Source organism: Endozoicomonas sp. G2_2 (assembly GCF_017744135.1).
Taxonomy (GTDB): Bacteria; Pseudomonadota; Gammaproteobacteria; order Nevskiales; family Salinisphaeraceae; genus Salinisphaera.
Map to the genome: position 1 here is coordinate 31,852 of NZ_JAGHQU010000010.1, position 18,972 is coordinate 50,823.

Sequence of the window (18,972 nt, forward strand, 5' to 3'; positions counted from 1 at the left end):
GATTGAAAACCGCAGGCGTACCCGCAATCTTCAGGTGAAATCCACGGTGGCCGGCGTTCTGCCGGCCGCTTTTTACGCGAGGGTCCAATGACGGACAACACCCTGGTACCTGTACTGCCGCTACGGGACGTCGTCGTCTTCCCGCACATGGCAATCCCGCTTTTCGTTGGCCGCGAGAAGTCGATCACCGCGCTGGAAGCGGCGATGGCGGAGGACAAGAAGATTCTTCTGGTCGCCCAGAAATCGGCGGATATCGACGACCCGGGGGCCGACGACATCTACGAAGTCGGTACGCTGGCCTCCATCCTGCAGCTGCTCAAGCTGCCCGACGGCACGGTCAAGGTGCTCGTGGAGGGCGCCGATCGCGCGCGTCTGAACAATCTGCACGAGGCCGACGGCAGCCTGGTCGCCAGCTGGGACGTCATCGAGGACGGCGAGGACGACAGCGCCGAGGCGGATGCGCTCATGCGCTCGGCGATCTCGACGTTCGAGTCCTACGTCAAGCTCAACAAGAAGGTGCCGGCCGAACTGCTGCCGTCGCTGTCGAGCATGGACTCGATCGGGCGCCTGGCCGACACGATCGCGGCGCATCTCAATCTCAAGCTCGACGAGCGCCAGGACGTGCTCGAGATCGCGGACGCGCAGGCGCGCCTGGAGCATATCGTCGCCAAGACGGATGCCGAGATCGAGGTGCTGCAGATCGAGAAGAAGATCCGCGGCCGCGTTAAGCAGCAGATGGAGAAGTCGCAGCGCGAGTACTACCTCAACGAACAGATGAAGGCCATCCAGAAGGAACTGGGTGAGATCGACGACGCGCCGAACGACCTGGACGAACTCGAGGAGAAGATCGAAAAGGTCGGCATGCCCAAGGAGGTCAAGAAAAAGGCCACCACGGAGTTCAACAAGCTCAAGAGCATGTCGCCGATGTCGGCGGAAGCCACGGTGGTGCGCAACTACCTGGATTGGCTGGTCGACGTGCCGTGGAAGAAGCGTTCCAAGACCAAGATCGACCTCAAGCAGGCCCAGGAAACGCTGGATGCGGACCACTACGGCCTCGAGCGGGTCAAGGAACGTATCGTCGAGAATCTGGCGGTGCAGAGCCGCGTGAAGAAGATCAAGGGACCGATCGTCTGTCTCGTTGGCCCACCCGGTGTCGGCAAGACGTCGCTCGGCCGCTCCATCGCGCGCGCCACGAACCGCGAGTTCGTGCGCATGAGCCTGGGCGGCGTACGTGACGAAGCCGAGATCCGGGGGCACCGGCGCACCTATATCGGTTCGCTGCCCGGCAAGATCATCCAGAACATGGCCAAGGTCGGCGTGCGCAATCCGCTGTTCCTGCTCGACGAAGTCGACAAGATGGCCATGGACTTTCGCGGCGATCCCGCGTCGGCGCTGCTCGAGGTGCTCGACCCGGAGCAGAACAACACTTTCGCGGATCACTATCTTGAAGTGGACTACGACCTGTCGCAGGTCATGTTCGTTTGCACCGCGAACACGCTCAATATTCCGGCGCCGCTGCTGGATCGCATGGAAGTGATCCGGCTGTCCGGCTATACCGAAGACGAGAAGGTCAACATCGCCGAGCGCTACCTTGTGCCCAAGGCGATGAAGGAAAACGGACTCGAGGAGGAAGAGCTTGCGATCTCCGACAACGCGTTGACCGACGTCATCCGTCGCTACACGCGCGAAGCGGGGGTCCGAAACCTCGAACGCGACATCTCCAAGATCTGCCGCAAGGTCGTCAAGGAACTGGTCAGCAAGGAGAAGGACGGTTCCGTCCAGGTCTCCAAGCGCAATCTCGACAAGTATCTGGGCGTGCCCAAGTTCCGTTATGGTCGCGCCGAGGAGAGCGACAGCGTCGGGCAGGTGACCGGTCTCGCATGGACCGAGGTCGGCGGCGAACTGCTGTCGATCGAGTCCGCAGCGGTGCCGGGCAAGGGCAAGCCGCTGAACACCGGCTCGCTTGGCGACGTGATGCAGGAATCCATTCAGGCGGCGCTCACGGTGATCCGTTCGCGCGCCGCCGCGCTGGGTCTCGAGCGCGATTTCATGCAGAAGTCCGACCTGCATGTGCACGTACCGGAGGGCGCAACGCCCAAGGACGGGCCGAGTGCCGGCATCGGCATGTGTACGGCGATGATCTCGTCGCTGACGCAGATTCCTGTGCGGGCCGATGTGGCGATGACCGGCGAGATCACGCTCAGAGGCGATGTGTTGCCGATTGGCGGGCTGAAGGAAAAGCTGCTGGCGGCGCACCGTGGCGGTATCAAGATCGTCGTCATACCGCATGAAAACACCAAGGATCTCGCGGAGATACCGGCGAACATCAAGAATCGACTCGATATTCGTCCGGTGCGCAAGATCGACGAGGTGCTCGATATTGCCCTGACTCGCAAGCCGCGACCGCTCAACGAGGAGCAGGCCGGAGCGGACAATCCGGGCAAGAACGACCCGACCGGTCTGCGGGCGCATTAGCCGCGCCGTGGCCGTCACGCGGATCGTGGTGTAAGCCTTTGTTGACGGTAGAAAGAGGCGCTTGGTATAACAGCGGCTTATGTTCGCCGCCCGGCATTTGAAAGCCGGGCCGCGAACGCGCATGGTCGGCGATGCGTTCGCGATCGGGCGCATACCACCGAGGCTCCCCGCGGGCCTCACAGATCACTTGTTTCATTCCTCAGGGGAATCTTGCTATGAACAAAACCGAACTAGTCGACGCGGTCGCTGATGATGCCGACCTGTCCAAGGCCGACGCCTCGCGTGCCGTGGACGCCATGATCGACGCCGTGACCGACGCCCTGAAGAAAGGCGACAAGGTATCTCTCGTGGGCTTCGGCGTGTTCTCCGTGCGCGAGCGTGCCGCCCGCCAGGGTCGCAACCCGAAGACCGGCCAGTCGATCACCATCCCGGCCGGTAAAACTCCCGGTTTCAAGGCTGGTAAAGCGTTGAAAGACGCTGTAAACTAGCGCGCCTTCGCTGGGTGAACGGCAACGCCGGCCACGCCAGAGAGGGTGCTTAGCTCAGTTGGTAGAGCGTCGCCCTTACAAGGCGAATGTCGGCGGTTCGAATCCGTCAGCACCCACCATTAAGGTTTTTCGGAGCGGTAGTTCAGCTGGTTAGAATGCCGGCCTGTCACGCCGGAGGTCGCGGGTTCGAGTCCCGTCCGCTCCGCCAAGTCTCTATCGATGCTTGCATCGGTTCGGGCGAAGGAAAGGCCCTCCCCGGAGGGTCTTTTTTTGTTTTCGTTTGTTGGACAGAGTTGCGGTGTTGCGCGACGCGCAATCTGTAGTCGGTCCGGCGAGCAAGTTTTCGGAGCGGTAGTTCAGCTGGTTAGAATGCCGGCCTGTCACGCCGGAGGTCGCGGGTTCGAGTCCCGTCCGCTCCGCCAGTCTTTGTCGATGCATGCATCGACTCGGACACTGAAAAGCCCTCTTCGGAGGGCTTTTTTTTGGCTGCGATTCGCCCGTCGCCAGTGGCTGCGTGATACATCGCTCACTGCCATGCGCGCCACGTCTGCGGCACAATGGCGGCTTCGCGCGCGGCGTCACCAGCGACGTCGCGACGCACGAGCAAAAGAACCAACGCGGGAGCGCGATCAATGCTGCAGAGAATTCGCGACAACGCCAGCGGCCCGCTGGCCTATGTCGTCGTCGCCGTCATCACCCTGGTATTCGGTGTCTGGGGCATCGGCTCCTATTTCACGCCATCCGCGGATCCGGTCGTCGCCAATGTCGGTGGCACGGATATCACGCGCAATCAGCTCCAGCGCGCCTACGACCAGCGTTACCAGCGCCTGCGCCAGATGATGGGGGACAATTTCGACCCGAGCGTGATCTCGTCGGAGCAGCTGCGGCGTACCGTGCTGCAGTCGATGATCAATAACGAGGTGCTCGATCAGTACGCGCAGGATGCGGGCTACCGCGTGACCGATGCCGCGTTGCTCGGCGCGATTCGCAGCAACCCGCAGTTCCAGGCGAACGGCGAGTTTTCGGCGCAGCGCTATCGCGGTCTTCTGGCCCAGGCGGGGATTGCGCCGGCGCAGTACGAGGCGAGCCTGCGCAGCGATCTGAAGGGACAGCAGCTGCGCGGCGAGATTTCGCAAAGCGCGTTCGCATCGCCTGCGGAGGTCGATCAGGCCTGGCAGCTGGCGAACCAGCAGCGCCGTGTGCGCTATCTCGCTTTCGATCCGGCGAATTATCGCGATGCGGTCGATGTCAGCGACGACGAGATCGAATCCTATTATCAGGACAACAACGACGCGTTCCAGGCGCCGGAGCGCGTGAAGCTGTCCTACGTGTCGCTGGACCGGGCCAGCGCCCAGGCCGATGCCACCGCCCCGGACACGCAGACATTGCGTGAGCTGTTCGACCAGAATCGTTCGCAGTTCGGTGAAGCCGAACGCCGCAGCGGCGGTCAGCTGCGTGTCGCGATCGAAGGCGATGGCAGCGCGGCCCGCGAGACGATCCAGCAGTTGGCCGCGGCCGAGGGTGATCTCGAAACGCGCGCCGAACAGGCCGAGGGCGCGGAGTATCGGCCGATCGACGAAGCGCAGCAGGGTGACCTGCCCTCGGCCGTGGGCCAATCCCTGTTCGAACTCGGCGAAGGCGAGACGTCGACGCCGGTCAAGGGCGACGATGGCTGGTACCTGGTCGCTCTGGAAAGCGTGACACCCGCGACAACGCCAGAATTCGATGATCCTGATGTACAGGCCCAGCTGAAGGCCATCGCGAGCGCACAGCAGGCGCAGCAGGCGTTCGCGGACAAGTCCGAGCGTCTCGAGTCGCTGGCCTACGAGGCGCCGAACGATCTGAAGACACTTGCCGATGAACTCCGGCTTGAAATCCAGACCACCGACTGGATCACGCGGGAGCAGGGCCCGGGTATCGGCCAGTACGATGCGATTCGCAAGGCCGCGTTCTCGGATGCGGTGATCAAGGACGAGCTCAACAGCACGCCGATCCAGCTGGGTGCGGAGCGCCGCGTGGTCCTGCGTGTTGCCGAGCACGAGCCGGCCAAGCGCAAGCCGCTCGAAGCGGTACGCGACGAGGTGCGCGAGCGGCTCATCGCGCGCAAGGCCAGCCAGAAGGCACGCGAGGCCGCGCAAGCGGCGCTGACGCAGGCGAAGTCCGGCGACGAGCTCGATCGACTGGCCGCGGACGGCGGGCCGTCGGTCGAGGACGCGGGATATGTACGCCGGTCCAGTCGCGATATCGACGCCCGGATCAGCGAAGCCGCGTTCAATGTGTCGCAGCCGAGCGAGGACGAACCACGCTATCGCGTAACGGCGACCGGCGATGGCCGGATCGCGCTGGTCGCGGTCGATGGCGTGCGCGAAGCCTCGGGCGAGGATGTCCAGACGCCGCGGGCGCAGTTTGCACAGCAGCAGCAGCGCTATATTTCGCGTCTCGAGTACGCAACGCTCAGCGATTACCTGCGCAGTCAGACGGACGTCGAGATCAACGAGGATCGCCTCAACTAGCGGGCGTACCCGATCGCGCCGCGACAGCAGGCGGCGCGGTCGGTGCCCGCTCGTTTGTCATTGGCAAGCGGAAAAAAAAAGCGGCCCGCGGGCCGCTTTTTCATCCACGAAACATGGCCTGTGTCGGTTAGGCGTCTTCGGCGCCGGCCGTGGCGCCCATGATCTGGTAGCCGGCATCGACATACAGCACCTCGCCCGTGATGCCCGACGCGAGGTCCGAGCCGAGGAATGCCGCGGCGTTGCCGACTTCTTCCTGGGTCACGTTACGGCGCAGCGGCGCGCCGTCGCGGGCATGCGAGAGCATGTCGCGGAAACCGCGGATCCCGGCGGCAGCCAGCGTCTTGATTGGCCCGGCGGAGATTGCGTTCACGCGCACGCCCTGGGCGCCGAGCTCGGCTGCCATGAAGCGCATGCTCGACTCGAGGCTGGCTTTCGCTGGACCCATGATGTTGTAGCCGGGCATGACCTTGCTGGCGCCCAGGTAGGTGAGCGTGACCAGGGATGCGCGATCGGACAACATGTGGCGGCCGGCCTTGGCCAGCGCCGCGAAACTGTAGGCGCTGATGTCGTGGCTGATGCTGGCCGCTTCGCGCGTGAGCGTGTCCAGATAGCTGCCGTTGAGCGCCTCGCGCGGGGCGAAGCCGATGGCATGCACGAGAATGTCGAGCTGCGACCAGTGTTCAGCGAGAGACGTAAACAGCCCCTCGATCTGCTCGTCCTGTGCAACGTCCAGGGGCAGCACGATGGAGGCGCCGAGCGACTCGGCCATTTTCTCGACCCGTGGCTTGAGCTTTTCGCCCTGGTAGGTCAGAGCGATTTCGGCCCCCTGATCCCGCATCGACTGGGCGATGCCGTACGCGATCGAGCGCTCGCTCGCGAGGCCGGTAATCAGCGCTTTCTTGCCTTCGAGAAATCCCATGTCTGCTCCTGTTGGATAACCGCCGACGACAGCCTCTAACCCGAGGACACGGGCGGCTGGAGCCGCAGCCGTTGTCCTGGACGAATAGTGCTGCCAGACGACATGTCGTTCAAGCTGCGCAGGGTGGTTACCTGCATCGAAAAACGGGTCGCGATCGACCACAGCGAATCGCCGCGCTCGACCTCGTAAAAATCGGGTAGCGGGGCCGGGCCGTCGATCGCCAGCGTCTGTCCCGGCTGCAAGAGCGTGTTCGCGCCCAGCCGGTTCCAGCGGCGCAGATCGGCGATCGAGACATCGTTGGCGTGCGCGATCTTCGACAGGGAATCGCCGCTGCGCACGATATGCGTGCTCGGCGCGGGCGGCGTGGCCGAGCCGGGAATCCGTAACGCCTGGCCGGGACGAATCGACGAGCCGACGCCGCGGTTGGCCCGTTGCAGGGTCGACACGCTCACGTTGTAGCGGTTGGCGATTTCCCACATGGAATCACCGGCCTGCACGATATAGGTCTCGCTCGGCTCGGCGGTCGGGTTCGGGCGGCCGGGGCCGCCGGTTCGCGGAATTTGCAGGTTCTGACCAATCCGAATGCGATCGCCGCGCAGATGGTTGGCCTGGCGCAATGCCGCGACGCTGACGCCGTATTGCTCGGCAATCCGGCCGAGCACGTCGCCGCGCCGCACCGTGTGCGTATTGCGACGTATGAGCGTGGCGGGGGCGGCGCTTGCGAGCTCGCGCCGGAACGCCGCGGCCTTGGCCGCAGGCACGAGCAGGCGTACGCCGTCGCCTGGCGCGCTCGCCCAGCGCTGCATGGCCGGGTTCAGACGCCGCAGTTCCTCTTCCGACATGTCGAGCATGCGCGCAGCGACGGCGAGCTCGGTCTGGCCGGGCAGCTTGACGGTGCGAGTGCGTGGCGTGTTGTCGAGGGTCGGCCAGTCGATGCCGAAGCGGTTCGGCGTTGCCATGATGCGGCGCAGTGCCAGCAGTTTCGGCACGTAGTCGGTGGTTTCCAGCGGCAGATCGAGATCCCAGTAGGCGCTGTCGCCGCCTTCGCGCCGTGCGCGGGCCAGGGCGGCGTCGACACGGCCGGGCCCGGCGTTGTACGCCGCCAGTGCCAGCAGCCAGTCGCCATCGTAGCGACGCTGCAATGTATCGAGGTAGTCGAGCGCGGCATCGGTGGAGGCGATTACGTCGTTGCGCCCGTCGTACCACCAGTCGCGCGACAGACCCATGTGGTCGGCGGTGCCGGGCATGAACTGCCACAGGCCGCTCGCGCCCATGTAGGAGCGTGCCGAGGCGTCGTAGCCGCTTTCGACGATCGGCAGAAGCGCGATCTCGGTGGGCATGTCCCGTTCGTCGATTCGCTGCATGATATGCCAGAGAAACGGCCGGGCCCGCTCGAGCGATGTCTTCAAATGGCGCTGGTGGGTGGCGAACTGCTGCGTCCAGCGGCGCACGCGTCGCCGGTCGCTGTTGGCATCGATCTGGAAACCGTTGCGGATCTGCGACCAGAGATCCTGCTCCGGATCTGGCCAGTCGTAGTCGTCCGCGGTGGCCGGCTCGGCTGTGTCCGGGCGTTCGACTTCAACATCCTCGCTGGCTTCGGCCACGGATGTGTCCACCGACAGGCTGCGATCCACCGGCGCGGGCGGCGCGGATGTCGATGTCCCGGCGGGCGATGTCGCCGGCTTTTGCGTGGCGCAACCGGCGAGGGTCAGTCCGATGCAGGCGATGAGCGCGACCCGCGCGCCATGCGCCCTAGGAGGCATCCTTCCATTCACGCAGCGTTGCGAAAATCTCGCCGGCATCCGACAGGGCATGTCCGGCACGACGTTCCGCGGCGGCGACCACATCCGGATGGTCCCAGCGCAGGAAGGGATTGATCTCGCGTTCTTCGGCAATCGTGCCGGGCAGGCTGGGGCGGTCGTCGGCACGCAGCGTGTCGACCTCGTTGATCACTGCCGCGATCGCGGCATTGTCGGGCTCGACCGTACGCGCGAAGGCGAGATTCTTCTGCGTGTATTCATGCCCACCGTAGACCTGCGTGGATTCGGGCAGGTCGCGCAGTTTGGCCAGCGACGCCTGCATCTGGGCGTGCGTGCCTTCGAACACGCGGCCACAGCCGGCGCGGAACAGCGCATCGCCGGCGAGCAGCGCGCCGGGCGTCACGTAGGCGATATGGCCGAGCGTGTGCCCCGGTACGTCGATCACCTCGAATTCGGCATCGAGAAAGGCGAGCGAAAATTGGTCGCCTTCCGCTACCGTATCCGTGATGCCAGGAATGCGCTCGGCTTCGTCTCGTGGGCCGTAGACCGGGGCCGGATGATCGGCAAGCAGCGTATCGAGACCGCCGACATGATCGCCGTGGTGATGGGTGATCAGATAAGCGCCCACGGCAAGTCCGTGATCGGAAAGATATTGCTGCACCGGGGCAGCTTCACCGGGATCGACGACCGCAACCGTGGGCTCGCCCCCGTTTGCGATCACCCAGATATAATTGTCGGACAAAGCCGATAGCGCGGTGATCTCGAGCATCCGCGAATGTTGCCAACCGCCTGAGACAAAATCAATTGTTTCGCTTCCTAGCTGGCAAGTACACAGAATCGACGGCGTGGCTGGCCACGCCCAGGGCGCGACTGTTCCAGCAGTACGAGCGGCGCGTGCTGCAGCGGATTCTGCCGCGCATGACCGGCTACCGCTGCGTGCAGATTGGCAGCTGGGGTAACGATCGCTGTGCGCTGCAAAGCGCCGGGACCCTGTGCCACTGGCAGCTCGGTTTCGGTGACGAGAGTCCGGCGGATATTCGCTTCGATGGCCGTCATCTTCCGCTTGCCAGTGCCAGCGTCGATGCCATTGTCGTGGCCCATGGGCTGGAGCGCGTGGCCCAGCCCCATGCACTGTTGCGCGAATGTGCGCGTGTGCTCAATGCCCGCGGTCAGCTGGTGATCCTGGCATTCAATCCGCTGTCGCTGTGGGCGCTGCGTCAGGGCATGCCCTCGCACCGTCATCCGACGTTTCGTCCCTGCTCGGCGCCGCCGAGTGCTTCGCGGCTGTGCGACTGGCTGCGGTTGCTGGAATTCGAGCCCGAGCAACTCTGGCGATACGGGCTGGGGTTTCCCTTCTTCGGCGGCGCGCACGAGGTCGCGCAGGGCAGCCGCTGGGCGCGCTGCGTGGGCTGGAGTGCGCAGTCCTACGCGGTCGTGGCCCGACGCCACGTCGCCCCGCGTACGCGTATCGGCCGTCCGGTGCGGGCTCGGCACACACGGCCGGCCGCGGGCTTGGCACGACATTCCAGTGGTCGCGTAATATGCCGCCGATGAACGAACCCGTGACCATCCATACCGACGGCGCCTGTCGCGGCAATCCCGGCCCGGGCGGCTGGGGCGCACTGCTCGAATACGACGGCAAGAAGCGCGAGCTCTATGGCGGCGAGTCGAACACCACGAACAACCGCATGGAGCTGACCGCCGCGATCGAGGCGCTGACCGCACTCAAGCGCAGTTGCCGCGTGGAGCTTTATACCGACTCCACCTATGTGCGCCAGGGCATCATGCAGTGGATGCACAACTGGAAGCGCAATGGCTGGAAGACCGCGGCCCGCAAGCCGGTGAAGAATGCCGATCTCTGGCGTGCCTTGGATGCCGCCTGCGAACGTCACGACATCAACTGGCACTGGGTGAAGGGGCATAGCGGGGATGTCGGCAACGAAGCCGCCGACGCGCTCGCCAACCGCGGCATCGACGAGCGGGCCTAGCCGCGCCAACGCCCAACGCCGACCCACTGATCAGCAACGGACGCCACCCATGCGACAGATCGTGCTCGATACCGAAACCACCGGCCTGGAACCCACGCAGGGCCATCGCATCATCGAGGTGGGCTGCGTGGAACTGGCCAACCGCCGGCTGACCGGCAATGACCTGCATCTTTATATCCATCCGGATCGCGACATCGACCAGGGCGCGATCGACGTCCACGGCATCACGCTCGAATTTCTCGATGACAAGCCGCGTTTTGCCGAAATCGCCCAGACGCTGGCGGACTATCTGGACGGCGCCGAGCTGATCATCCACAACGCGCCGTTCGATCTGGGCTTTCTCAACCACGAATTCCGTCAGGTGAACGCCTCACATACGGCGCTCGAAAGCCGCCAGCCGGTGATCGACACGCTGGTCGAGGCGCGCCAGCTCTATCCCGGCCAGCGCAACAGTCTCGATGCCTTGTGCAAGCGCTTCGAGATCGACAACTCGAACCGCGAGCTGCACGGTGCGCTGCTCGACGCCCAGTTGCTCGGCGACGTCTACCTGGCGATGACCGGTGGCCAGATCGATATCGGGCTCGCCGGCGACGACAACGCCGAAAGCGGCGCGCTTGCAACCGCCGATCTCGCGGATCATCTCGCGCGCGCCGGCCGGCGTCCGCGGGTCATGCGCGCCAGCGAAGCGGAGCGGACGGCCCACGCGGCGTATCTGGAGATGCTCGCCGACGCTTCGGGCGGGCGCTGTCTCTGGCAGAGCCTCGACGACGCCTGAACCCGGCGCGCACTTACTGCTCTTTCGGCGGCCCGGTTACAGCGTTGTTCTAGTAGTAAATAACCAGATAGACCGCCAGCAGCACCGCCACCCATAACACCATCCAGCCGGTGCTCCAGGTGCGCGACATCACGCCCCGCGCGTCATAGCGCAGACGCAGCCGGCCCATGCCGGTCTCCGACAGGCTGCTCAACCCGCCGCCGAGCTTTGCAACACTTGCGTGGTAGACGCGTTCGGCCACATAGCCGAAACGCGGCAGCAGCATGCGATAAACCCAGTCCGTATCCAGATGCACGGCGCGCTTCGGGCGCGGGTAGAGGCCCGCGCGCCAGGCCAGCCAGAAGGCGAGCGCGGAAAACGCGAGCAGCTGCAGCTGGGTGATGATATGGCTGGCCGTGTACGGGTTGTAGTCCACCGGATAGGGCAGGATCGAATACAGCAGCCCGGGCACGAGGCCGAGCGCGATGCAGGCGGCCGCGGTCAGCCCCATGGCGATCCGCATGTTGAGCGGCGGCTCCTCGCACTCGATCTGATCGTTGGGGGCAAAGAACGCGAAATAGGGGATCTTGATGCCGACATACAGCAGGGCGCCGGCCGAGGCGGCGGTGAGCGTCACCCATGTGCCGGCCCAGTGCTCGTGCGCGACCGCCGCGAGAATGAGCGATTTGCTCACGAAGCCCGCCATTAGCGGGAACGCGCTAATCGACGCGGCGCCGATCACGCAGAAGGCGGCTGTCCAGGGCATCTGCCGCGCGAGACCGCCCAGTTCGGTCGCGCGCACATGGCCGGTCTGGCGCAGTACCGCGCCGATGGTCATGAACAGCAGCGCCTTGTAGAGGATATGGGTCACGGCATGGGCCGCCGCGCCGTTGATCGCCAGCTCCGTGCCGATGCCCACCGCCACCACCATGAAGCCGAGCTGCACGTTCAGGCTGTAGGACAGTACCCGGCGCAGGTCGTTGGCGAGCATGGCGTAGATGATGGGGAATATCGTCATCACCGCGCCGATCGGGATCAGCAGATCGGTGCCGGCGTAGCCGCGCGCCAGCGCATAGATCGCCATCTTGGTGGTGAAGGCGGACAGCACCACGGTGCCGGTCGGGCTGGCCGAGGGATAAGCGTCCTGCAGCCAGTTGTGCAGCAGCGGGAACGCGGCCTTGATGCCGAAGGCAAGCAGGATCAGCCAGCTGCCGGGCGCGTCGAGGCCGAGATGCCCGAAGGTCAGATCCCCGGTCGCGTGGATATAGATCGCCGCACCGCCCATCAGGAACAGTCCAGACCCGATCTGCACCAGCAGATAACGGCGCGCCACGATCATCGCGTCGCGCAGGCCGCGGATGACCAGCAGCAGGGCGGAGGCGATCGCGGTGACCTCCCAGAACATGAACAGCGTGATCAGATCGCCGGCCAGCACCGCGCCGAGTGCAGAGCCGGCATAGATCAGCGCAGCCGCGGGTTCGAGGCGGCTGTGCGTATGCCACATGTAGAGGCCGGACAGAAACGCGGCCACGTTGAAGATCACCCCGAAGGTGAACGCGAGCCCGTCCACGCGCAACGGCGTGAGCGTGTACTGCAGCAGCGTCATTTCGGTGGTGGTGCCGAGCGGGATCTGCCACAGCCAGGCGAGGCTCGCGATCGGCGCGCCCAGCAATACCGCCATGCGCAGGCGATACGGCAACAGCGGGATCACGCAGCCTGCGACGATCAGCAGCATGCCGGGATTGTTCAGCCACACGGGCATTACAGGCTCCCCCGTCCGATCGTCTCGGCGCCGGTCATGGCGCCGTGCTTGCCTCGTCGCCCCGCGGCCGGGATGACTTGGCGAGCGCGTACGCGCGCCAGCCCGGGTGCGGGTGCAAGCCGCGCAGGCGTAAAGCGCGCATCAGCCCCGGCAACGGCCGCCGGCGCGAAACGGTGCCGGCAAGGGCGCGTAATTGCGGTTCGCAGACGCTTCACGTGCGGTGCTCGTAATAGTCTTCGGAGCGGATGATGACCCGCCGTACCACGATCGCCACCAGGACCAGCACACAGCCGGTCACGAAGGCGAGCAGGGCGTGAAACCCCGGAATCTCGGTAAAACCGAATTCGCCGTGTGGATGTATGAACAGGCTCGGCACGAGCGTGAGCGCACACAGCACATACAGCAGCCGCGCCGAACGCAGGCGTGCGAGAGTGCTGGGCCGTCGGTATTTCTGTGGGTTGCGTTCGATCAGCATCGGTGACCTCACGTTATTGCGGCGCCCAGGGCGCAAGCAGTTGCAAGAACGGCAGCGGATACAGGAACCAGACGATCGACCCCGCGGCCGTGATCGACAGCGGAATCACGCAGGCCCAGGGCGCTTCCTGCCAGCGGCGCGGCGTATCCGGTCGCGGGTTGTGGAAGAAGGCGCGCGTCGGAATCTCGAGCAGGTAGACGATATTGAGCAGCGAACTGATCGCAAGCACCACGATGAGCGCGCTCTGGCCGGCGTCGGCCGCGCCTTCCATGAGATACCACTTGCTCCAGATGCCGCCCATGGGCGGGATGCCGACCAGCGACAGCGAAGCGATAAAGAATGCCGAGAAGGTGATCGGCATCGCATAGCCGAGGCCGTCGAGTTCGCTGACGTATTTGCGATGCGTCGCGGTGTAGATGGCGCCGGCACAGAAGAACAGAGTGATCTTGGCAAAGGCATGCATGGCGATATGCATGCCGCCGCCGAGAATGCCGAGGCTGGACGCCATGGTCGCGCCCAGCACGATATACGACAGCTGGCTGACGGTTGAATAGGCCAGTCGTGCCTTGAGGTTGTCGCGCGTCATCGCGATCAGCGACGCACCGAGCACCGTGACCGCCGCGACCCACATCATCAGCTGCGAGGCGCCCGTCTCGGCGAGGTAATCGACGCCGAAGACGTACACGGTGAGCTTGAGCACGATAAACACGCCGGCCTTAACCACCGCCACCGCGTGCAACAGCGCCGACACCGGCGTGGGCGCGACCATCGCCGCGGGTAGCCAGCGGTGAAACGGCATCAGCGCGGCCTTGCCCGTACCGTAGAGGAACAGCACATAGAGCGCACCGGCGCCGAGCACGCTCAGACCGGCGTTCCCGAACAGGCCGCCGGCCGTGAACGTGATGCTGCCGCTGACCAGATAGGTGATGATAATCGCCGGCAGGAAGAAACCGATCGACGTCGTCAGCAGGATGCCCAGATAGACCCGGCCGCCGTTGCGTGACTCGGTATCGCCGTGATGGGTCACCAGCGGGTAGGTCGAGAGCGTGAGCATCTCGTAGAAGATAAACAGCGTCAGCAGGTTGCCCGCGAACGCGATACCGATTGCCGCCGAGATGGCGAGCGCGAAACACACGAAGAACCGGGTCTGGGCGTGCTCCTCGTTGCCGCGCATGTAGCCGGCCGCATAGAGGGTGGTCAGCGACCACAGCCCGGACGCGACAAGCGCGAACAGCAGCCCGAGCGGTTCGAGGGTGAAGGTCAGCCCGATCCCGGGCAGCACTTCGAGCAGGGTCACGCTCGGTCGCGCACCGGCCGTCACCGGGCCGATGAAACTGGCCACGCCCGCGAACAGTGCGATGGACGTGGCGATGCTCACGGTCTCGCGCAGGTTCGGCCACCGGCCGCTCGCCGCGACCGCGAGGCTCATCACGGCCGGGAAGCCGACCAGCAGCGCCAGCCAGATCTCGTTCATGCGCCACCTCCGAGCAGGGCGGTGGCCGCTCGTTCGGCCGCGCCGACCAGCGGCGTGGCATGAACGCCGATTGCGATGTTGGCCAGCACCAGTGTCCAGGTCGCGACGAGCATGATCGGCGGCGCCTCGCCGGGTACTGCCTGGCCTTCGGTGCGTTCACGGAAATACAGCGATTCGACCACCCGCCCGATATAGATTAGTGCCATCAGCGAACTCACGAGAATGGCCACGGCCAGCCAGTAATGGCCCGGTTCGATGACCGCCTCGAGCAGCACCCACTTGCTGATGAAACCGCCGGTCGCCGGAACGCCGATCAGCGACAGCCCGGCGAGCACGAACGCCGCCGAAGTCCACGGCATGTGCTTGCCGAGCCCGGCGATATCGTTGAGCGAGATCGTGCGCAGGCGCCAGAACAGCGCACCGGCGGCCATGAACAGCGCGCCCTTGATAATGCCGTGGTTGACCATGTGGGTCACTGAGGCCGTGATCCCGGCCGAACTGGCAAGCGCGAAGCCCATCACGATGTAGCCGATCTGCGCGATGCTCGACCAGGCCAGCAGGCGCTTCAGGTCTGTCTGGAAAATGGCCGCCATGGAGCCCGACAGCATGGCGACCACGGCGAGTACCATCAGCACTTCGCCCAGCGGCAGCTCGTCGAAGGCATAGGCCGCGCCGAATACCGTGAACAGGAAGCGCATCAGCGCATACACCGCCACCTTGGTCGCCGTGGCGGCGATGAAGGCGCTCACGCTCGACGGCGCATAGGTGTAGGCGTTGGGCAGCCACACATGCAGCGGGAAGAGAGCGAACTTCAGGCTCGCCCCGACCACGATGAAGGCCAGCCCCGCCTCGACCGTGCGGGTGTCGGCCACGGCCGGCAGGCGCTCGGCGATGTCGGCCATGTTGAGGCTGCCGGTCATCATGTAGAGAAAGCCGATGCCGATCAGCATGAAGGTGCCGCCGATCGTGCCCATGATCAGATACTGGAACGCCGACAGCAGCGCACGCCGCTTGGCGCCCATGGCGATCAGCCCGTAGGACGATAGCGATGAGATCTCGAGAAATACGAACAGATTGAACGCATCGCCCGTGACCGTGATGCCCGCCAGGCCGCACAGACACAGGAGCATGGCCGCATAGAACAGATACGCACGCTCGCGCGCGATCTCCGCGGCCACGCTGGCCTTGGCGTAGAGGCTGCAGATCGCGCCGATACCGGTAACCAGCAACAGAACCACGGTATTGAAGCTGTCGAGCACGAGCTCGATGCCGAAGGGCGGCGGCCAGCCGCCCATGGCGTAGCTGATCGGTCCGCCGATCTTGACCTGCACGAACAGCAGGAACGCCAGCCCGAAACAGGCCCAGGCGGTGATCAGGTAGACGAACCAGGCCAGCGCGGCGCGATGCAGCAGCACGCACATAGGCGCCGCCAGCAGCGGCAGCACGATAACCAGCGCCGGCATCTGGGCAAAGAACTGCTCGATCAAGACCGCGGCTCCTTGTCTTCGTTGTCGGCCGCGCGCTGTTCGGGCGAGCGCGGGTCTTCACTGCCGTCGTCGTATTCCTCATCGGCCTCGGCTTCGGCGTGGCGCGCGTCGGCACGCGCCTTGCGCTGCGCCTCGGTTTCGCTTTCGGCTTCCTGCGTTTCGAAGTCCGCGGCGAGCACGTCGTCCTCCTCGATGCTGCCGTAGGCCTCGTTGATGCGTACCACCAGCGCCAGGCCGAGCGCGGTCGTGGATACGCCGACCACGATCGCGGTCAGAATCAGGACATGGGGCAGCGGGTGGGCGTAGAGCACGTCTTCACTGCCGGGCCCGTGCATGAGAATCGGCGCGGTCGAACCCGCGATCTTGCCCATGCTGATGTAGAACACGAACACCGCGGTCTGGAACAGGTTCAGCCCGATCAGTTTCTTGACCAGGTTGTCGTGCGAGATGACGGTGTAGAAACCGATCATCATCAGCACGATCACGACCCAGTAGTTGAACAGGCCGAAGAAGTTGTCGGCAATCTCGGCCATGCTCACGTCTCGTGCTCGTTCGTGCGCCGGCCGCGACCCGCGAAGACGTAGAAGATCGAGGTGATCGTCGATACCACCGTCAGGCCAACGCCGAATTCGACCAGCAGCAGCCCGTAATGCTGACCGTGAATCGCATCATGGGCGAGGTAGTCGTAATCCAGGAAATTCCCGCCCTGGAGCATGGCGTACACGCCGGTGCCGGCGAACAGCAGCACACCGAGTGCGGCAGTGATGCGCAGCACGTCGGGCGACACCGCGCGTCGTGCCTCGGCCAGCCCGAAGATCAGGGCATAGAGAATGATGGCCGCAGCGAACACCACGCCGGCCTGGAAGCCGCCGCCCGGGCTGTAGTCGCCGTGGAACTGCACGTACAGGGCGAAGATGATGATCGGGGCGATCAACAGTTTGGTGATCACCCGAAGAACGGTATGTTCACGCATCAGCGATCCGACTCCTTGTGCTTGTCGGGGCGGCGCCACGCCACGCCCAGCAGCATGAGCACACCGATGCCGGCCGTGAGGATCACCGTCACCTCACCGAGCGTGTCGTAACCGCGGTAGCTGCCGAGCACGGCCGTCACCGTGTTCGGGACGTCGATCTCTTCATTCACGGTGGAGAGATAGCGCTCGCGCAGCGGATGATCCTGCACCGGCGTGTTGCGATCGCCGAAATGCGGCATGTCGAGGCTGGCATAGAACAGGGCCGCGCCGGTAAGCACCGTCACGACGAGGCCGATGACCGTGCGCGAACGCGCGACCGGTTTCTCCCGTGCCCGGGTGAGGCCGAAGGTCGCCAGAAACAGCACCGTGGTCACGCCGGCGCCGACCGCGGCTTCGGTCAGCGCCACGTCGACAGCGTCCAGCAGCGTGAACAGGCTCGCCGACAGCAGGCTGTAGAGCCCGGTGAGCATGGCCACCGGAAACAGGTTGCGCAGACGTGCGATTGCCAGCCCCGTAATGGCCATGAGGCTCAGCAGCACGATGTTGAGCACGATATCCGTGGTCACGGGGCGATCCTTTCGATATGGGGCCGCGGCACGGCGACCGGGTGGATCGCGCGGCGCCGGAACGGGTCTTTCATGCTACACGAGCGAGCGCTGCGCCGCGTCGCTGCATGGCGCAGGCGATATTGACGACTGCCCGTTGCCGCGCAACGGGCGCTGGGGTCACGCGCGGCGGCCACGCTAGCGCTCGTCGTGATCGATCTGCGGCGCGACGCCGTCGTGCAGGGCCGCGCGCGCCAGGGCATGGGTCGCGGTCGGGCTGGTGATCAGCAGGAACAGCATCACGAAGACCAGCTTGGCGGTGACCAGGCTCAGGCCCGCCTGCAGCATGAGCCCGCCGAGCATGAGAATCATGCCGGCGGTATCGGTAATGGAGGCGGCGTGCATGCGCGTGTAGAAATCGGGCATGCGCAGCATGCCGATGCCGCCGATCACGCTGAACAGCGCGCCGCCGAGCAACAGAATCCAGCTTGCGGTATCGATCAGTCCGTTCATGCGGCCGCCCGATGCAGGTTCTGGGCCTCGTTACACATCGGGCTTCTCCTTGCTGGCTTCTTCCCAGCCGAGATCGCCGTACTGCATGAACTTCAAGACCGTCACCGTGCCGATGAAATTGATCAGTGCGTAGATCAGGCCGAGATCCAGGAATTCCGGGCGGCCGTTCAGAAACCCCAGCACGGCCACGAAGAGCACGGTCTTCGTACCGAACAGATTGATGGCCAGAATCCGGTCGTAAACCGTCGGCCCGAGCAGGGCCCGGATGAGAATCAGCAGCATGGTCACGACGACCGCGGCGATGGCAACGACGAACATCATGTGTCGCCCGCCGCGTCACGACGCTGGCCCTCGAGTGCGCGTACGCGCCGGTCCATATCGCCACCGTCCATGTCCTGCGCATTCGCGCGGGTTATGGCGTGCACTTCGGCCTCGCCATTGCGCAGCGCGACCGTGACCGTGCCCGGCGTGAGGGTGATCGAGTTGGCAAAGATCGCCTGTCCGAGCTCGCTGGACTGGCGGGCCCGCAGGCGCACCATCGTGGGTGAAATATGTCGGCCCGGACGCACGATGCGCTTGGCGACATCCCAGTTCGAGCGTGCGATCTCGGTACCCAGCCAGGCGGCGTAGCCGGGCAGGCGCGGCAACAGATGCAGCGGCACGCTTTCGTTGTCGACGATGCCCATGCGATGACAGACATAGGCGCAGAACAGACACGATGCTGCGCCCAGGCCAAGAACCATGGGCGTGTAGTGACCCGACAAGAGCAGCCACAGCACGGCGGCGCCGACGATCAGCCCGAGCAGATAACGCACATGGTCCCCGATGAGTGAAGTTAGTCGAAGG

Annotated in this window: 19 protein-coding genes and 3 tRNA genes; 9 read left to right on the plus strand and 13 right to left on the minus strand. The window is 64.9% G+C overall.

The annotated features are described in order from the left end of the window. The first annotated feature begins 87 nt into the window (after positions 1 to 87). The 6 genes from lon to J7355_RS12760 all read left to right on the plus strand — a co-directional run bounded on the left by lon (position 88) and on the right by J7355_RS12760 (position 5,476). Positions 88 to 2,475 carry an endopeptidase La gene (gene lon, locus J7355_RS12735; protein ID WP_209063293.1) on the plus strand — a complete coding sequence of 796 codons (2,388 nt, stop codon included), beginning with the start codon at positions 88 to 90 and terminating at the stop codon, positions 2,473 to 2,475. Positions 2,476 to 2,690: 215 nt separating this feature from the next. Beyond that, positions 2,691 to 2,963 (plus strand): HU family DNA-binding protein, encoded by a 273-nt coding sequence (locus J7355_RS12740; protein ID WP_006915476.1) that lies wholly within the window; start codon positions 2,691 to 2,693, stop codon positions 2,961 to 2,963. Positions 2,964 to 3,006: 43 nt separating this feature from the next. Next, positions 3,007 to 3,082, plus strand: a tRNA-Val gene (locus J7355_RS12745). A 12-nt stretch (positions 3,083 to 3,094) separates the two neighbouring features. Then, a tRNA-Asp gene (locus J7355_RS12750) sits at positions 3,095 to 3,171 on the plus strand. A 137-nt stretch (positions 3,172 to 3,308) separates the two neighbouring features. Next, a tRNA-Asp gene (locus J7355_RS12755) sits at positions 3,309 to 3,385 on the plus strand. Between the two features lie 210 nt (positions 3,386 to 3,595). Then, complete coding sequence (locus J7355_RS12760) at positions 3,596 to 5,476, plus strand: SurA N-terminal domain-containing protein (RefSeq protein WP_209063296.1); 1,881 nt, start codon at positions 3,596 to 3,598, stop codon at positions 5,474 to 5,476. A 127-nt stretch (positions 5,477 to 5,603) separates the two neighbouring features. Here the strand turns inward: J7355_RS12760 and J7355_RS12765 are convergent, their stop codons facing one another. From J7355_RS12765 to gloB, 3 genes are read right to left on the minus strand one after another with little or no spacing between them, the layout of a single operon-like run. Then, positions 5,604 to 6,395: an enoyl-ACP reductase gene (locus tag J7355_RS12765; RefSeq protein WP_209063298.1), complete on the minus strand. Its 792-nt coding sequence runs from the start codon at positions 6,393 to 6,395 to the stop codon at positions 5,604 to 5,606. Positions 6,396 to 6,430: 35 nt separating this feature from the next. Next, positions 6,431 to 8,158: a LysM peptidoglycan-binding domain-containing protein gene (locus J7355_RS12770; RefSeq protein WP_209063300.1), complete on the minus strand. Its 1,728-nt coding sequence runs from the start codon at positions 8,156 to 8,158 to the stop codon at positions 6,431 to 6,433. Beyond that, positions 8,148 to 8,924, minus strand: coding sequence for a hydroxyacylglutathione hydrolase (gene gloB, locus J7355_RS12775; RefSeq protein WP_209063302.1), 777 nt, complete (start codon positions 8,922 to 8,924; stop codon positions 8,148 to 8,150). Before gloB ends, J7355_RS12770 begins: the two co-directional genes overlap by 11 nt. A gap of 35 nt (positions 8,925 to 8,959) precedes the next feature. On the opposite strand from gloB, the gene J7355_RS12780 reads away from it, so the two are divergent. The 3 genes from J7355_RS12780 to dnaQ are packed head-to-tail and all read left to right on the plus strand — an operon-like array spanning position 8,960 to position 10,918. Beyond that, positions 8,960 to 9,709 (plus strand): methyltransferase domain-containing protein, encoded by a 750-nt coding sequence (locus tag J7355_RS12780; protein WP_209063304.1) that lies wholly within the window; start codon positions 8,960 to 8,962, stop codon positions 9,707 to 9,709. Further along, positions 9,706 to 10,143 (plus strand): ribonuclease HI, encoded by a 438-nt coding sequence (rnhA, locus tag J7355_RS12785; protein ID WP_209063306.1) that lies wholly within the window; start codon positions 9,706 to 9,708, stop codon positions 10,141 to 10,143. The genes J7355_RS12780 and rnhA overlap by 4 nt, the downstream gene beginning before the upstream one ends. A gap of 49 nt (positions 10,144 to 10,192) precedes the next feature. Further along, positions 10,193 to 10,918 carry a DNA polymerase III subunit epsilon gene (gene dnaQ / locus J7355_RS12790; protein ID WP_209063308.1) on the plus strand — a complete coding sequence of 242 codons (726 nt, stop codon included), beginning with the start codon at positions 10,193 to 10,195 and terminating at the stop codon, positions 10,916 to 10,918. 49 nt (positions 10,919 to 10,967) lie between these two features. On the opposite strand, the gene J7355_RS12795 is transcribed toward dnaQ, so the two are convergent. The 10 genes from J7355_RS12795 to J7355_RS12835 form a co-directional block, all read right to left on the minus strand. Continuing rightward, on the minus strand, positions 10,968 to 12,659 hold the full coding sequence (locus J7355_RS12795; protein WP_247739973.1) for a Na(+)/H(+) antiporter subunit D: 1,692 nt from the start codon (positions 12,657 to 12,659) through the stop codon (positions 10,968 to 10,970). 211 nt (positions 12,660 to 12,870) lie between these two features. Continuing rightward, complete coding sequence (locus J7355_RS12800; protein WP_209063310.1) at positions 12,871 to 13,134, minus strand: hypothetical protein; 264 nt, start codon at positions 13,132 to 13,134, stop codon at positions 12,871 to 12,873. 13 nt (positions 13,135 to 13,147) lie between these two features. After that, complete coding sequence (locus J7355_RS12805; RefSeq protein WP_209063312.1) at positions 13,148 to 14,608, minus strand: monovalent cation/H+ antiporter subunit D family protein; 1,461 nt, start codon at positions 14,606 to 14,608, stop codon at positions 13,148 to 13,150. Next, a complete protein-coding gene (locus J7355_RS12810; protein ID WP_247739974.1) occupies positions 14,605 to 16,095 on the minus strand; it encodes a monovalent cation/H+ antiporter subunit D family protein in 1,491 nt (496 codons plus the stop codon). Before J7355_RS12810 ends, J7355_RS12805 begins: the two co-directional genes overlap by 4 nt. Continuing rightward, entirely contained in the window at positions 16,092 to 16,628 is a 537-nt protein-coding gene (locus tag J7355_RS12815; protein WP_209063313.1) for a cation:proton antiporter subunit C, read from the minus strand. Before J7355_RS12815 ends, J7355_RS12810 begins: the two co-directional genes overlap by 4 nt. A 2-nt stretch (positions 16,629 to 16,630) precedes the next feature. Beyond that, on the minus strand, positions 16,631 to 17,068 hold the full coding sequence (locus tag J7355_RS17750) for a Na(+)/H(+) antiporter subunit B (RefSeq protein ID WP_247739975.1): 438 nt from the start codon (positions 17,066 to 17,068) through the stop codon (positions 16,631 to 16,633). Next, positions 17,068 to 17,634, minus strand: a complete 567-nt coding sequence (locus J7355_RS17755) for a DUF4040 domain-containing protein (RefSeq protein WP_348523036.1) — start codon at positions 17,632 to 17,634, stop codon at positions 17,068 to 17,070. Before J7355_RS17755 ends, J7355_RS17750 begins: the two co-directional genes overlap by 1 nt. A gap of 177 nt (positions 17,635 to 17,811) precedes the next feature. Next, on the minus strand, positions 17,812 to 18,126 hold the full coding sequence (gene mnhG / locus J7355_RS12825) for a monovalent cation/H(+) antiporter subunit G (RefSeq protein ID WP_209063314.1): 315 nt from the start codon (positions 18,124 to 18,126) through the stop codon (positions 17,812 to 17,814). Positions 18,127 to 18,156: 30 nt separating this feature from the next. After that, entirely contained in the window at positions 18,157 to 18,447 is a 291-nt protein-coding gene (locus tag J7355_RS12830) for a monovalent cation/H+ antiporter complex subunit F (RefSeq protein ID WP_247739976.1), read from the minus strand. Beyond that, the gene (locus J7355_RS12835) at positions 18,444 to 18,941 is read right to left on the minus strand and encodes a Na+/H+ antiporter subunit E (RefSeq protein WP_209063315.1); all 498 of its coding nucleotides are present in this window, start codon (positions 18,939 to 18,941) and stop codon (positions 18,444 to 18,446) included. The genes J7355_RS12830 and J7355_RS12835 overlap by 4 nt, the downstream gene beginning before the upstream one ends. Between the last annotated feature and the right edge of the window lie 31 nt (positions 18,942 to 18,972).